This window comes from Streptomyces sp. NPDC048516, assembly GCF_043199875.1.
GTDB lineage: Bacteria > Actinomycetota > Actinomycetes > Streptomycetales > Streptomycetaceae > Streptomyces.
The window spans coordinates 24,811-39,384 of sequence record NZ_JBICWS010000018.1 but is presented as its reverse complement, the minus strand read 5'-3'; the positions used below and the strand labels follow the sequence as shown (position 1 = coordinate 39,384).

Here is a 14,574-nt window from a genome sequence, read left to right as displayed (position 1 = left end):
ACTGACAGATGTTGGGCAGGATGCCTGGTGTGACGACGGCGCGGGGATGTGAAGCATGTGGTGCGCCGCTCCCGGCGCCTCCCCGGGCCGCGAGCGGCGGCACTACCGCGGGCCGCGGCACGGCTGCGGGCGGCGGAACGGCTGCGGGCAGTGGCGTGGCTGCAGGCGGCAGGGCAACGGCCGGCGGTGGCGCGAGTGGGGGCGGTGGCACGCCTGCCGGCGGCCGGCCCGCGCGGTACTGCTCCCGTGCCTGTCGGCAACGCGCGTTCCGGCAGCGCGCGGAGCGTCGTGCCCCGCCCCGAGCGGAGCTTCCGGGGCGGGGACTGCCGCCCGCGCTCGACGTGTTCGTGGGTCGTGAGCGAGAGCTGTCGCGGATACGTACGCTGCTGCGATCCGCGCGCCTCCTGACGCTGACGGGCCCGGGCGGCGTGGGCAAGACACGTCTGGCGCTGGAGCTGGCGGGTGGTGTCCGGGGCGCCCGCGCGGGCCGGGCCCACTGGGTGGCGCTCGAATCGCTGGAGGACGGCACGCTGCTGCCGCAGGCGCTCGCTACCGCCCTCGGGGTACGCGAGCGCGGCGGCCGGGCAGGCGTCGAGGCATTGGTCCATGCGCTGGGCACGCGCACGGTGCTGGTCGTGCTGGACAATTGTGAGCATCTGGCGGACGCCTGCGCGCGGCTGGCCGAGACGCTGCTCGCCCGTTGCCCCCGGCTGCGGATTCTCGCCACCAGCCGGGAGACCCTGCGCGTCCCCGGCGAGGTTGTGTTCCGTGTCGGCGAATTGTCGCTCTCCCCGCCGGACGGGGACCACGGCTCCGCCGAGCCGCTGCGGTCGGAGGCGGTCAGGCTGTTCCTGGAGCGCGCCCGGACGAGCGACGCGGAGTTCGGGCTCGGGCCTGATGAAGCCCGTACGGTGGCCGAGATCTGCCGGCGGCTGGACGGGCTGCCACTGGCCATCGAACTGGCGGCGGGCAGGGCGGGGTCGCTCTCCCTGCCGGGCATTCTGCACGGTCTCGACGATCAGCTGTCCCTGCTGACCGACGGCAGGAGGACCGGGCCGGGCCGGCATCGCGAGTTGGGGGCGGCGATCGACTGGAGTCACCGCCTGCTGGATCCGCTGGAGAGAGTGGTCTTCCGGCGGCTGTCGGTGCTCGGAGGCGGCTTCGACGCGCAGGGCGCTGCCGCGGTCTGCGCCGACGGGGAGGGCGGGAGCCGGTGGGGCGACGTGCGCGACGTACACCGCACGGAAACAGCCGGTCGCCGGGGCCCGCACACCCTCGTGCGCCGGGAGCAGGTGTTGCGCGTGATCTGCGCGCTGGAGGCCAAGTCTCTGGTCGTGAGGGTACGGGGGGATGAGCCACGGGGCACGGCGAGGTTCCGGCAGCTGAGTGCCATCCGGGCCTACGGAATGGAACGGCTCGCGGAAGCCGGGGAGCTGCAGGACACGTGGGACCGGGCACTGGACTGGCTGATGGAACAGGCCGCGGGAGCCGTCGCGCCGGAGACGTTCCCCGACACCGCCGAGGGGCCCCTCGCCCAGGAGCAGGGGAACCTCGCGGCGGCCGTCACCCACGCCGCGTCCCGTTCCGACCGCCGCTACCTCCCCCTTGCGGTCGCGCTGGCCCGTTTGCAGTACCAGCAGGAGCAGTTGACGGCCGCGCGCACGCTGCTGTCGGAGGTCTTGGAGCGGGCGCCGGACCACGAGGACCGCGGAGCGGCGTTGGCGCTGGCCGCGCGGTCGGCCTGTCTGCAGGACGACCATGCCGCGGCCCTCGCCTTCGCTCAAGAGGCCGTCGCCGCCGGGCGCAGCGGGCGGCATCCGGCCGGGACGGCCAATGCTCTGGACGCACTGGCGGCCGCCCGGCTGTGCCGGGGCGAGTTCTCCGAGGCCGTCGCCGTTTTCGCCGAATGCCTCGATGTGGTCCATGCGCTCGGCCGTCCACGGGACCTCGCGCTCTGCCGGCACCATCTGGCGTGGGCGCTGCTCCACACGGGCGGGACCGTGCAGGCCGAGGAGCTGATGCAGAAGTGCCTTCCCGAGCTGGAAGCACGGGCACCGCAGGGGCAGTTGACGGCCGCTCTGCACACCGCAGGCGCGATCCGGCTGGCGCAGGGCGACGTGGACGCCGCCGAGCGCAGGTTCGCCGAAGTGCTGCTCAAGACGCCGCCCGGCGAGAGCTACCACACGCTCTACCCGCTGGAAGGGCTGGCCATCGTGTCGGCCGAGCGGGGGGACCTGGAGCGCTCGCTACGGCTGTACGCGGCGGCCGCCGCGATACGGCGGCGGATCGACACGGAGCCGGAGGCGCACTGGTGGGAGCGGGTGGAGGCGGCCGTGGCGCGGGCCAAGGAGGGGGTTCCGCCGTCCGGTGTCAGTGCGGCGATGGCGGCCGGTCGCCGGCTGCGGGGCACGCGGTTGGTCGCGTATGCGCTGCGCGGCACGCAGCTCCGTTCCACGGGAGGCGACAGTGAACACGTCCGTTCCGCGGGACGCGACGGCGAGGCCGCCCGTTCCGCAGAGCACGACAGTGATCATGAAGGGCTGCCCGGACGAGGCGGCGTGGCCGGGCAGCCCCCGCTGACCGGACGTGAGTCGACGGTCGCCCGACTGGTCGCCGAGGGGCTGACCAACCAGCAGATCGCCTCGCATCTGGGCCTCTCCAAGAGCACCGTGGCCAGCCATCTGGACCGGGTCCGGGACAAGTGGGGGGTCAGATCCCGTACGCAGATCGCCGTCCGGGCCGCGGGACGGGCAGCGGGCGCCGACCCCCGCCCCTGATCGCAGGGGCGACCACGCCGATCGCGAGCAGGCGGGCCGGGGCCGGCCCGGATCCCGTCGATCGTCCCCTCCCTGGCACCGGTGGTTTCGTCACGCGCACAACTCACCGGTCATCCGACCGATGCGGAGACCCACACGGCGTCGGAGGCTGAGCGGGAGAGCGCACCCGAGGGGGCGGCCGGTCATCCCGGACCCGCCCCCGGCCACCCCGCAAAGGCCCCTCGCCCGGACCCTCACCACAGGAACGGGCACGGCCGTCGCAGGGACAAGGTCAGGACGAGCGTCACAGGGATGGCCGTCGCAAGAACACCACCGATGACCGCCACGGTCAGCCGTTCGTCAGGTCACCACCACTGCACCCGCCGTCCGGCCAGCTGGTCGTACGGCCGCCCGGCTGCACGGCTGCACGGCCGCACGACTGCACGACCGCACGGCCGCCCAAGACGTCCGTCCCCTCGGGTGCCCCGTCAATGAGTTCCTTCCGGCAAGGAGATGCGATGCGGTACGCCGACGATATGAGCCAGGGGGCTGCAACCGGCCCGGTGCCCCCGACGCGGGAAGGCGGCGAGCAGGGAAGTTCCAGGAGGTCCTTCATCAGGTCCACCTCCGCAGGCGTGACCTCCGTGGCCCTCGGAGTGGGTGTGGCGGCTTCGGCCGGTCCCGCGGCCGATGCCGCGGAGCCGCGCCGGCCGGCGACGGCACGGCGGGCAGCGGCTCCGCTCGCCGTTACCCCGGCCTGCTCGGGCCACGAAACTCCGGCGTCCATCGAGGGCCCGTTGTTCAAGCCCAACTCTCCCGCACGGGGCGATCTGATCACTCCGGGCATCCGCGGGGTACGGCTCGACCTCAGCGGAGTCGTGTACGACACCGCCTGCAAGCCGCTGCCCGAAACGCTCATCGAGTTCTGGCAGTGCGACCAGAACGGCGACTACGACACCTCCGGATTCTCGCTCCGCGGGCACCAGTACACGGACAGCCGAGGTGCCTACCTGCTCCGGACGATCATCCCCCGCGATTACTGGGGCCGTTGGGGCCAGCGGGCACCGCACATCCACACCCAGGTGCAGGCGTCCGGCGGCCCCGTCCTCATCACCCAGCTGTACTTCCCCGATGACACGCAGGCGTACGGGAGGGACTTCGCCGCCCTCAACGCCGCCGACCGGCTGCTCAACCGCGCCTGCACCATCGGTCTCAGCGGCCCGGCGGACGACCGCTACACCGGCACCTTCGACTTCGTGATCACCACCAAGGTCTGAGGGGTTCCTCCCCCAGGCGGGCAGGTGGGCGCACGCCCACCGGCCAACCGCCCCGTACTCAGGCCTGTTCCCCCACCAGACAAGGAAGTCCGCATGCCATCAAGTACCTCCCTGCCCAAGCGGCGTCCCGGCCGGGTAGCGCTGTCGGCAGTGTTTGCCGCCACCGCGCTCACCGGGGCGCTGGCCCTGACCGGCCTGGACGGTGAACCCGCGGCATCCGCAGCCTCCGCGGCAGCCGCCGCTCCCGCCCCGCCCGCCCTCTCTTCCGCCTCCCGCGCGGACCGGTGGAAGGCGACACCGGTGCCCGTGAAGAAGGGCGATCTGACCGCCATAGCGGCGCTGAGTGACAAACAGGCCTGGGCAGTGGGCTATCGGCTGAAGAGTGCCACAGCCCTCGAAGCCGTCGCGCTGCGCTGGGACGGCACGTCCTGGACCCAGGAGTCCACACTGCCGGAGAACAGCTTTCCGCAGGCCCTCACCGTCCGGTCGGCCACCGACATCTGGACCGTGGGCAGCGCTTCGGTGCACTGGGACGGCACCGAGTGGACCACACACCAACTGGACCGCGATCCGGGCGGCCGGGTCGTCCCCGACGCCGTGACGACGACGTCCGACGGGAAAGCCTGGACGGTGGGCCGGGCGATGGACCGGTCGGTCAAGGACGGAGTCCCGGCCGTCCAGTCGTGGGACGGCAAGAGCTGGCACCGGCAGACCCTGCCCGATGTCGGCAAGGGCGAGCTCACCAGCGTAACGGCCGTCGCTCCGGACGACATCTGGGCGGCCGGCGCCGCGTACGCCACCGATGCCACGTCACGGCAGACGGCGCTGCTGCTGCACTGGAACGGCAGCAGTTGGAAGCGCGTCACCGCCCCGGGCCCTCAGGACTCCCACAACTGGCTCGGCGGAATCACCGCGTTCGCCGCCGATGACATCTGGGCCGTGGGCGGCAGCACTTCCGGCAGTACCGAACGCCCTCTTGCCGTGCACTGGAACGGCACCGCCTGGGCGGAGGCAAAGACGCCGAACGTGGCGGACGGCCGGCTGCGTGCCGTCGGGAAGGCGGGGAACGGCGCCCTGTGGGCCGTCGGAGGCAAGGGCGCCGCGCCCGTGGCTCTGCGCTGGAACGGAGGAGCCGGTCGCTGGGAGACTGCTTCCGCTCCGGGCATCGTCGTACGCAGCTTCGCCACGGTGCCCAAGAGCGCCGACCTCTGGGCGGCCGGGATCGCCGGACAAGGAGACCTCGTGCCGGCGATCACCCGGCTGACGGGCTGAGCCGACGGCCATGGCCACCGTGGGGGTGGACAGGACGCCTGCCGTCCGTCCACCCCTCCGGCAATGGGTGGCGCACAGCGGCCGTCGGCCGACGGTCACTCGCCCCGGAGACCCGGATTTCAGTGCGCAATGCCGTCGATCAGCTCACGGGCGCCCTGGCGCAGCAGGGCAACGGCCACGGACGTGCCGAGCGTCTCGGGGGTGAGCGGACCGGCCCATTCGTGCGCATTGAGGACCGTCTTGCCGTCCGGGGTGAACACGCAGGCCCGCAGCGACAGTTCGCCGCGCCGGTCGGTCGTGGCGTAGCCGGCGATCGGGCTGTTGCAGTGGCCCTGCAGTACGTGCAGCAGCATGCGTTCGGCGGTGGTCTCCTGGAAGGTCCGGGGGTGGCCCAGGCCGCTGACGGCATCGATGGTGTCGGAATCGTCCTCGCGGCACTGCAGCGCCAGCACGCCCGCGCCGATGGGCGGGCACATCTCGTCCACCGACAGGATCTGGGTGATCACGTCCGTACGGCCGATGCGCTCGAGACCGGAGACGGCCAGCAGCAGTGCGTCCGCCTCACCGGCCGCCAGCTTCTCCATGCGGCGGTTGGCGTTGCCGCGCATCGGCACACACTGCAGGTGCGGGTGGGAGGCGGCGAGCTGGGCGATCCGGCGGACCGAGGAGGTACCGATCCGGGCGCCTTCGGGGAGTGCGTCGAGGGTGAGCCCGCCGGGGTGGATCAGTGCGTCACGGACGTCATCGCGTTCGAGGAAGGCGGCGAAGGTGGTGCCGGCCGGCAGCGGGCGGTCCCCCGGGATGTCCTTGACGCAGTGCACCGCGAGGTCCGCCTCACCGGCCAGGAGGGCGGCGTCGACCTCCTTGGTGAACGCCCCCTTGCCCTCGACCTGGGACAGGGCGCCCATCCAGCGGTCGCCGGTCGTCTTGACCGGGATGACCTCGGTGGCGATGCCGGGATGGAGGGCGGCGAGTTCGGCGCGGACGCGCTCCACCTGTGCCAGGGCCATCGGCGAGTCGCGGGAGACGATGCGGATCAGTTCAGGGGCGGACATGCGCCCACGATAGTCCGTCGGATGCGCGGGGACCGCCACCAACGGGCCCGGCCCGCCCGCGCTTCCGTGCCCGTGCCCGCGGCCGCGCGATACGGTCCCCGCATGACCCGATCGACCGAAGCCGACACCCTGCCGTCCTCCGCCGTTGCCGCGGACGACCTCGACCGCGCCGTCCAGCTCGCGGTGGCCGTGCTGCGCGAGGCGCCCCCGGCCGCGTGGGACGGCAAGGCGGGCTCGCTGGAGTGGGACTGCTGGGAGACCGTCGAGCATCTCAGCGACGATCTGTTCGCCTACGCCGTCCAACTGGGCCCCCGGAGGCCGCCGTTGGAGGGTCCGGTGCCGTTCGTGTGGGAGAGCCGGCGGCCGGGCGGTCCCTCGAACGCCGTGCACGCCGACCGTGCGGCGGGTCCTGTCGGGCTGCTGCAGGTGCTGGAGGCGAGCGGCGCCCTGCTGGTGGCCATGGTGCGTACGACGCCGCCGCGGGTGCGTGCCCACCATGTGTTCGGGGTGTCGGACCCCGAGGGCTTCGCCGCGATGGGCACCGTGGAGACGCTGGTGCACACCCACGACCTGGCACAAGGGCTCCAGCTCGCCTGGAACCCGCCCGCCGACGTATGCGCACGGGTGCTCGCCCGGCTGTTTCCTGACGTCCCGGAGGCCGCCGATCCCTGGCGCACCCTGCTGTGGGCCACCGGGCGCGCCGAACTGCCGGGGCACCCTCGCCGCACCGCATGGCGCTGGTACGGAAGCGTTCGGGGATGACTCCCGGGCGGAGGGTACGGCACCCGGACGGAGGGTGCGACGCCCAGGCAGGTCACGGCCCGCCGGGCGGGAGGGTGCGGCGCCCGGGCGATTGCGCCGGCCGGATGAACGACGGGCGCCGTCACGCCGCTGAGCCTTCGGCCCGTCGTCCCGTTCAGTGCCGCGCCCAGGGGTGCCGCAGACGGAGCCAGAGGTCCCTGGCCCGCCGTCCCGCTTCGGTACGGCTCTTGGCCACCAGCTCCTGAGCCTGCTCCTCGTTCTCCACCATCGGGCCGGAGCCACGCAGCGGCTTGCCGGCCGTTTCATGGAGGAAGAAGGTGGCGATGAGGCCGATGACACCGGCGACCATGAGGTAGTAGGCGGGGACCATGTCGTTGCCGGTCGCCTGGACCAGCGCGGAGGCGATGAGCGGTGTGGTGCCGCCGAAGAGCGAGACCGAGATGTTGAAGGCGATCGACAGCGCGCCGTAGCGCAGCCGGGTCGGGAACAGCGCGGGCAGCGTCGACGCTGACGTACCGGCGAAGCACACCAGCAGGAGGCCCAGGATCAGGCATCCGAAGGCCGGCAGCAGGATGCCGCCGGCGCGGATGAGCAGCACCGCGGGCACGGCAAGGACGATCATGGCGGCGCTGCCCGCCATGAAGACGGGACGGCGGCCCCAGCGGTCGGAGGTGCGGCCCACGGTGGTGATGGTGAGTACCACGACGATCATGGTGCCGAGGACGAGCAGCTGGGCGGTGAGGGCTTTCTGACCGAGGGTCTCGGTCATGAACGTCGGCAGGTACGAGGTCACCATGTAGTTGGTGACGTTGTAGAGCAGCACCAGGCCCATGCAGATCAGCACGGCCTCCCAGTACCGGGTGAAGATCTCCTTCAGCCGTCCCTTGCCGGACTGGCGGGCCTCCTCCACCGGGTCCTCGCCGCCCGCGGCCACGGCCGCCTCCGCATCATGGTGTGCCTGCTCGGCCTCACGCCGGAAGGCCGGTGTCTCCTCCAGCCTCAGCCGCATGTACAGGCCGATGAGCCCCAGCGGTCCGGCAACGAGGAACGGCAGGCGCCAGCCCCAGTCCACCAAGCCGTCGTCGCCGAGCACGGCCGTGAGCAGGGTCACCAGTCCGGAGCCGAGCGCGTATCCGACGAAGGTGCCGAAGTCGAGCCAGCTGCCGAGGAATCCGCGGCGGGTGTCCGGTGCGTATTCGGCGATGTAGGTGGTGGCTCCCGCGTATTCCCCGCCGGTGGAGAACCCCTGGACCAGACGGCAGATCAGCAGCAGAATCGGCGAGGCGAAGCCGATGGTGCTGTAGGTGGGCAGAAATCCGACGGCGAAGGTACTGACCGCCATCATGATCATGGTGGCGGCGAGCACGCGTTTCCGGCCGATACGGTCGCCGAGCGGGCCGAATACCAAACCACCGAGCGGCCGCACGAGAAATGCCGCGGCGAAGGTGGCGAAGGTCGACACGACCTGGGCCCCGGGGGAACTCGAGGGGAAGAACACCTTGCCCAAGGTGCCGGCCAGATAGGCGTAGACCCCGAAGTCGAACCACTCCATGGTGTTGCCCAGCGCCGCTGCCGACACCGCCTTGCGTACGGCAGGCCTGTCGGTGATCGTCACATCCTCGGCACTCAGCGGCTGTTTGCGGCGGCGTAGCAGAATGCGGAGCATGCGGTCGGTGGCGGGAGTCCCCCCACGGGCGGGCTTCCGGCCCCTTCCCGGTTTCGACGGTCTTTGGCGTCCAGCGCTCATGTCATCCCGTCAACAGGGCGGAAGGGGTTTCCTCATGACTGCCCATCGGCACAGCGTGGGCCGGCTCACCCATGGTTTCTTCGACGGCTCATTATTCCCCGGCCGATCCGCATCGGGAGAAGGCCGGGCGCCGCGTGTCGCACGAGCTCGCAGGCTGTCGGGTTCATGGACCCGACGGTGGAGACCCGCCCCCCGCGAACGCCGCCCCCACAGCAATGGGCTGTCCTTAATGCCTGGACCTGACCTGACCGGACCGGACCGGACCGGCGACACGAACCGGAAATGTCATGGCCCGGGGCGCCCCGGGCCATGACAGAGCCCAGGCCGACCAGAGGGCCAGGCCTGGGCTCGTTCCGGTGCTCGTTCCGGGGCGCCTGGGGCCTCTCCGGGAGAGGGGAGAGCCTTCCTCTGAGAACCCTCCTGGGAGAGGTCTCCTGGGCGGCCCGGATCCGGAAGGGTCAGACGTGTCGGTACGAGGCGAGGTGGGCGAACACCACAATATTGTCGACGTAGTCCTTGACCTTCCGGTCGTAGGCACCACCGCAGGTGATCACCCGGAGTTGCGCGGTGGGGGCATCGGCGTAGACCCGGTCGCTGGGGAACTTCGCCTTGCTGAAGGTCTCGACGCTGTCGACCCTGAAGGTCGCGATGATGCCGTCCTCACGGGTGATGTTGATCGAGTTGCCGGGCTTGAGCGATTCAAGTTGCAGGAACACCGCCGGTCCGATCTTGGTGTCCACGTGACCGGCGATGATCGCCGAGCCGCGCTCGCCCGGCGAGGCGCCGTCCTTGTACCAGCCGACGATGTTCTTGTTCATCGCGGGCGGGGCGTTGAGCTGTCCGGTCGGGCCGATGGTCAGCTGGGTGAAGGGCGCGTCCACGCCGATCTGCGGGATCGTCACCCGCTTCGGGGCGGAACGGGACAGGGACAGATCAGGAACCGCAGCGGCGGTGGAAGGACTCGGGGTGGCGGAGGTCGCCACGGCCGGCTGGGACTGCGGCTTGGGGTCTGCCGAGGTGTCCACGGAGTTGTAGACGAGGAGGGAGCCCAGCAGAAACGCTCCCGCGGACCACAGCAGGCCGCGGCCGACGGGGCGGGACGCGGTGGAGGTCCGGGAGGGGTTCGAATTCGGCTGGGGCGACTGCTGGGCGGTCATGTGCAGATGCCTTTCATGAACGGAGCGGCGGCGCGACATGAGGGCCGCCGGTGATGCAATCGCCGCGGCCACCGTTCACGAGGAACGGTGGCCGCGAGCACAGCGGCCCCCGTATGGGGCAGCCGGATCAGGCCGCCGCAGCACCCGAAGAGTTGCGACGACGCAGCATGTACGCACCAGCACCGAGACCACCGAGCATCAGCACGGAGCCGGCGGCCATACCGCCACCGGTCGCCAGGCCGCCACCGCCGGTGTGGATGCCACCGTGGGGCTTGCGGTGCTCGCCACCGCCGCCGTAGCCACCACCGTCGTGGTCACGGTCGCCGTAGCCACCCTTGTCGCGGCCGCCGTAGCCACCCTTGTCGTGGTCACGGTCGCCGTAGCCGCCGCGGCCGTGGTCGCGGTCGCGGTCGCCGCCGCGGCCGTGGTCGCGGTCGCGGTCGCCGCGCCCGCCCTTGTCGTGGTCGTCGCCATAGCCGCTGCTCTGGTCCCAGTCGCCCAGCACGGTCTTGGCCGCCATGGCCCCACCGCCGGTGTGCACGCCACCGCTCGGCCTCCGGTCGTCGCGGCAGTTGTCATGGCCCCAGCCACCACGACCGTGGTCACGGTCGCCGTAGCCGCCACGACCGTTGTCACGGCCATTGTCGCGGCCGTTGTCGCGGCCGTTGTCGCGGCCGTTGTCGCGGCCCTCGCCACCGCGGCCGTGGTCGCGGTCGCCGTAGCCACCGCGACCGTTGTCGCGGCAGTTGTCACGGCCCCAGCCACCGCGGCCGTGGTCGCGGTCGCCGTAGCCGCCACGGCCGTGGTCACGGTCGCCGCCGCGGCCGTGGTCGCGGTCGCCGTTCCTGTCGTGGTCGTTCTTGCTGACGGAAGAGGTACTGTCCGAGGCAATGTCCGCCGTGATCATGGCGTTCGCAGCGGGGGCGGAGATTGCGAGCACCGCCGTAACGGCGGCTGAGGCGAACAGGGTGCGAGCAGTGCGCATGGGGACATTTTCCTTTCGGCGCGACTGCGAAGGCTGACTCTTTGTCGGCTCATCGGATCGCAGTGGCGACGTGATCACCGTCAGCCGGATCGCGGCCGCGCACCACCGGAGAATGTCGCATTCGAGGGACGCCATGGGCTCTTCGGGTGGCCGAAGGCAGCGGATTCACCCGTTGGATGGCGCGCCTCGTCGGCGTGTCGCGTAACGAGTGGGCTAGAGGCACTTTTGCGGCCCTCCACGGCGCCGCCAATCAGCCCCGGACGAGCGCGGCGAGCGGGCTCCTCCGCGACACACCGACGCCCCGATGCCCGGGGTGACGCCTGCGGAGATGCCCACGGTGAGCCCCGTGGTGACGCTCAGGCAGCCGCTTGCGGTCGCTCATGCGGTCGCTTGTGCGGTCACTCGCACAGTCGCATGTGCAGTCGTCTGTGCAGTCACTCGCGCAGTCGCCTATGCGTCACTCCGTACCGCGCGAAGGACGGGCGAGAAACGCAACTCCCCTGCAGGACCAGCCCGTTTTGCCGCCCGAAGGTGCAATGGAGGCCGGTCCGGAAGCGGCGGTCACCGCTCATTCCCGGTGCGTTCCGGAAACGTCATCGCTTCCGCCAGCTCCTTGAACCCCTTGCCAGTAGGGGCAGTTGTCACACAAAGTGCCGCCGACGGAGCCTGGCGCACCGTCTACACACCTCCGCCACTCCCTCCCCGCCATTCCCGCCATGCCCGCCATGCCCGCCATCTCACCAAGGACCGCGAACCTGAGCAGCCTTCGTCGTCCACGCGAACCGTCACCCAAGGGGCGCTTCAAAGGGGCTCACCCGAATTGAGGATTTCGTACGGCCGGCAGGCCGAGTCGGCAGGCGGTCTCCTGCCTCCCATGAAAGAGCGAGGGCACCGCCCCGCCCCTCGCCTCAGGCCATGACCTCAGGCCATGACCGCAGGTCTGACCTCAGGCCGTGCTGTCCCGGAGCGCCTTTTCCACGATCGCCTCCAGCCGCGCGTGGTGTGCCCCGCGCCAGTAGACACGCCCACACGCAGTGCATTGCGCAAAGACGTCATACGTACGCTGAGTGCCGTGCTCAAGGTGCTCCCGGACCGAGTTCTTGTCGGCGTCCGCCAGCCGGCCGTTGCAGGCGGTGCAGCGTGTCCACGGAGCGAGCGTGGGGGCGAAGCGGCCCAGGACGTCCCGGAGTTGGTCATCGGGCCGGTCGCTGTAGACAAACGCGCCCGCCCAGATCTCCCGGCGTCGCAGCAATCCCCGGTCCCGGGAGAGCAGTACCCGTCGCTCCTTCGCCGAGAGCGCGGCCAGCGCCGCGTCACCGGGGTCCTCGTTCGTGTACGCCGCGTCGACACCGAGCAGCCGCAGACGGCGCGCCAGGGTGCCGAGGTGCACATCGAGCAGGAACCTCAGGGGCGCGCCGGCGATCCGCTGCGGGCGTTCGACGGCGTACACCTCGATGTTCTCGCCCGCCTCCGGCACATGGGAGACGGCAACCTCGACCTCGTCCACGACGAGGCGGCCGACCTCGGTGAGCGGGACACCGAGCGACTCGACGACATGACCGAGCGTCGATGAGCCATCGGTCACCACGGGCGCGGGGGCAGTGGTGGTGTGCACCGATGCGACGAAAAGGTGCAGCTCAGGGGCGAAGCTCAGATGGATCTCGGGTCCGTTCACGCCGGACAGCATGCCATCGGACGGGCCTGGCCAGCCAGCGGATTCCCGCCGGTCACAGGAGGGACAACCGCGCCCGAGGTCCGCCCCGCCGCGCCGCGGTATCGAGCCACCGGCCGGGCAGCTAGGCCGCATGCGACCGCACACCACGCACGCACCACGCACGCACCACGCACCCACCACGCACCGCGCGCCACGACCGCGCGCCGTGCTTCGACCGTCCGCCGCGACCGCGACCGCGACCGTGGGCGGGCTTGGCTACATACGGCTACATACGGCCCGTAGCGATCCGCGCCCCGGATTGTCCACGGTGGAGCGGGCCCCGCTCCCCCGCCGCCCCTAGCCTCACTCCCACCACATCACCCGCATCACCAAGATCACGAAGCACACGAAGCACATGAAGCACACGAAACGCGAGAAGCACGAGAAGCACACCAGCATGGCCAATGAGGGGCGGTACCGGTGAACTGGCTCATCCACGACTACCGCGAGAACGATCTCGCCGCAGCGGTCCACCTGATCGACTCCACCGCCGAACTCGGTCAGGAGTCCGTCTTCTCGCTCGCCGAGTGCATCGGTGCGCTGACCTCGCGACAGCCCGCCGTGGTGGCTGTCCACCAGGGTGCGCCCATCGGCACGGCGCTCGCGTGTGTGGCGGGTGAGCGGGGCTGGGTGATGCGGATCGCGATCTCTTCCGCGTGGCGTGGCCGGGGGCTGGCGAGTGCGCTACTGGTGGAGCTGGAGCGGCGGCTGATCGCGGCCAGGGTGAGCCGTATCGCCTATGTCCTTCCAGAAGAAGACCTGCTCGGGGAAGGGCTGCTCAATGCGGGCTATACACGGCAGCCCGCCGTGGCCTACTTCGAGAAGGTCGAGCCGCATCACGGCCCCGCGGCCAGTCTCCTCGAGGACCTCGGCGGACGGTTCCTGCCCACCGATCTGTGGGTCAAGGTGGCCGGCATGGAAGCGGAGAAGGACCTCATCGAGCGGCGTGTCGTGCTGCCGCTGGCGGAGCCGGAGCGAGCCGCCCGGCACGGTGTCCGGCCACCGCGGGCGATCGCCCTGTTCGGTCCGCCGGGAACCGGCAAGACCACCTTCGCCCGGGGTATCGCGGCCCGGCTCGGCTGGCCGTTCGTCGAGCTGCTTCCGTCCCGTCTGGCCGACGAGGGCAATCTGGCCGCGGCTCTGCGCAGCGCGTTCGCCCGGATCGCGGAGCTGGAGCGGGTCCTCGTCTTCATCGACGAGGTCGAGGAGATAGCGCCGGTCCGCGGCGCGGCCGCTCAGCCGGGCGGGCTGCACGGCGTGACCAATGAGCTGCTCAAGCTCATACCCGGCTTCCGGGAGCGGGACGAACGGTTGCTGGTGTGTGCGACCAACTCCATCCGCTCGCTCGACCCGGCATTCCTGCGCCCCGGCCGGTTCGACTACCTCATCCCGATCGGCACGCCGGACCCGGCGGCCCGGTCGGCGATCTGGTCCCGGTACGCGGACGGCCGGGCCGACGTGGATATCGCGGCGCTGGTGGCGGCCAGCGAGCTGTTCACCCCGGCCGATATCGAGCACGCCGCCCGGGTGGCCGCCCAGGCGTCTTTCGAGCGGGACCTGGAGGCGATCGGCGTGGGCGCGGGCGCGCACGGCCGCCTCGGGGCGAGCACCGAGGACTATCTCGCCGCAATCGCCCAGTGCCGGCCGACCGTCACCCCCGGAATGATCGACGAATTCAGCGCTGACATCACCGCGCACGCTCGCTGCTGACGGCGCGGACGAAGCGACGCCGGTACGAGGACATGGCCGTAGGAGGCGACGGCCATATGTGGCCATGGCCATACGAAGCGACGGCCGTACGAGGCAACGGCCCGCTGCGTCGCGCCCCGGCCACGGGCATGCCGACCGT

Annotated in this window: 10 protein-coding genes; 5 read left to right on the top strand and 5 right to left on the bottom strand. The window is 71.2% G+C overall.

Going from position 1 to position 14,574, the window contains the following annotated elements; all coding sequences use genetic code 11:
• Positions 1-8 precede the first annotated feature (8 nt).
• The 3 genes from ACGFR7_RS29400 to ACGFR7_RS29390 all read left to right on the top strand — a co-directional run bounded on the left by ACGFR7_RS29400 (position 9) and on the right by ACGFR7_RS29390 (position 5,305).
• Positions 9-2,777, top strand: coding sequence for a LuxR C-terminal-related transcriptional regulator (locus ACGFR7_RS29400; RefSeq protein WP_393325096.1), 2,769 nt, complete (start codon positions 9-11; stop codon positions 2,775-2,777).
• 614 nt (positions 2,778-3,391) lie between these two features.
• Positions 3,392-4,033, top strand: a complete 642-nt coding sequence (locus ACGFR7_RS29395) for a dioxygenase (RefSeq protein WP_393325094.1) — start codon at positions 3,392-3,394, stop codon at positions 4,031-4,033.
• Positions 4,034-4,126: 93 nt separating this feature from the next.
• Positions 4,127-5,305, top strand: a complete 1,179-nt coding sequence (locus tag ACGFR7_RS29390) for a hypothetical protein (protein ID WP_393325092.1) — start codon at positions 4,127-4,129, stop codon at positions 5,303-5,305.
• Between the two features lie 119 nt (positions 5,306-5,424).
• On the opposite strand, the gene hemC is transcribed toward ACGFR7_RS29390, so the two are convergent.
• Entirely contained in the window at positions 5,425-6,360 is a 936-nt protein-coding gene (gene hemC / locus ACGFR7_RS29385) for a hydroxymethylbilane synthase (protein ID WP_393325090.1), read from the bottom strand.
• Between the two features lie 102 nt (positions 6,361-6,462).
• Here hemC and ACGFR7_RS29380 point away from each other — a divergent pair, with 102 nt between their 5' ends.
• Positions 6,463-7,122: a hypothetical protein gene (locus ACGFR7_RS29380; RefSeq protein WP_393325089.1), complete on the top strand. Its 660-nt coding sequence runs from the start codon at positions 6,463-6,465 to the stop codon at positions 7,120-7,122.
• A gap of 154 nt (positions 7,123-7,276) precedes the next feature.
• On the opposite strand, the gene proP is transcribed toward ACGFR7_RS29380, so the two are convergent.
• The 4 genes from proP to ACGFR7_RS29360 form a co-directional block, all read right to left on the bottom strand.
• Positions 7,277-8,788: a glycine betaine/L-proline transporter ProP gene (proP, locus tag ACGFR7_RS29375; protein WP_393325087.1), complete on the bottom strand. Its 1,512-nt coding sequence runs from the start codon at positions 8,786-8,788 to the stop codon at positions 7,277-7,279.
• 539 nt (positions 8,789-9,327) lie between these two features.
• A complete protein-coding gene (locus tag ACGFR7_RS29370; RefSeq protein ID WP_393325085.1) occupies positions 9,328-10,026 on the bottom strand; it encodes a class F sortase in 699 nt (232 codons plus the stop codon).
• A 127-nt stretch (positions 10,027-10,153) separates the two neighbouring features.
• On the bottom strand, positions 10,154-11,011 hold the full coding sequence (locus ACGFR7_RS29365) for a hypothetical protein (RefSeq protein ID WP_393325083.1): 858 nt from the start codon (positions 11,009-11,011) through the stop codon (positions 10,154-10,156).
• 946 nt (positions 11,012-11,957) lie between these two features.
• Positions 11,958-12,686, bottom strand: coding sequence for a Mut7-C RNAse domain-containing protein (locus ACGFR7_RS29360; RefSeq protein ID WP_393325081.1), 729 nt, complete (start codon positions 12,684-12,686; stop codon positions 11,958-11,960).
• A gap of 459 nt (positions 12,687-13,145) precedes the next feature.
• Between ACGFR7_RS29360 and ACGFR7_RS29355 the strand changes: the two genes are divergently transcribed.
• The gene (locus tag ACGFR7_RS29355; RefSeq protein WP_393325079.1) at positions 13,146-14,435 is read left to right on the top strand and encodes an ATP-binding protein; all 1,290 of its coding nucleotides are present in this window, start codon (positions 13,146-13,148) and stop codon (positions 14,433-14,435) included.
• Positions 14,436-14,574 lie beyond the last annotated feature (139 nt).

Excerpts from the sequence above, each read along its gene's own strand:
- ACGFR7_RS29400 (WP_393325096.1), top strand. The coding sequence starts at position 9 with ATGTTGGGCAGGATGCCTGGTGTGACGACGGCGCGGGGATGTGAAGCA.
- ACGFR7_RS29390 (WP_393325092.1), top strand. The coding sequence starts at position 4,127 with ATGCCATCAAGTACCTCCCTGCCCAAGCGGCGTCCCGGCCGGGTAGCG.
- hemC (WP_393325090.1), bottom strand. The coding sequence starts at position 6,360 with ATGTCCGCCCCTGAACTGATCCGCATCGTCTCCCGCGACTCGCCGATG.
- ACGFR7_RS29380 (WP_393325089.1), top strand. The coding sequence starts at position 6,463 with ATGACCCGATCGACCGAAGCCGACACCCTGCCGTCCTCCGCCGTTGCC.
- proP (WP_393325087.1), bottom strand. The coding sequence starts at position 8,788 with ATGCTCCGCATTCTGCTACGCCGCCGCAAACAGCCGCTGAGTGCCGAG.
- ACGFR7_RS29370 (WP_393325085.1), bottom strand. The coding sequence starts at position 10,026 with ATGACCGCCCAGCAGTCGCCCCAGCCGAATTCGAACCCCTCCCGGACC.
- ACGFR7_RS29365 (WP_393325083.1), bottom strand. The coding sequence starts at position 11,011 with ATGCGCACTGCTCGCACCCTGTTCGCCTCAGCCGCCGTTACGGCGGTG.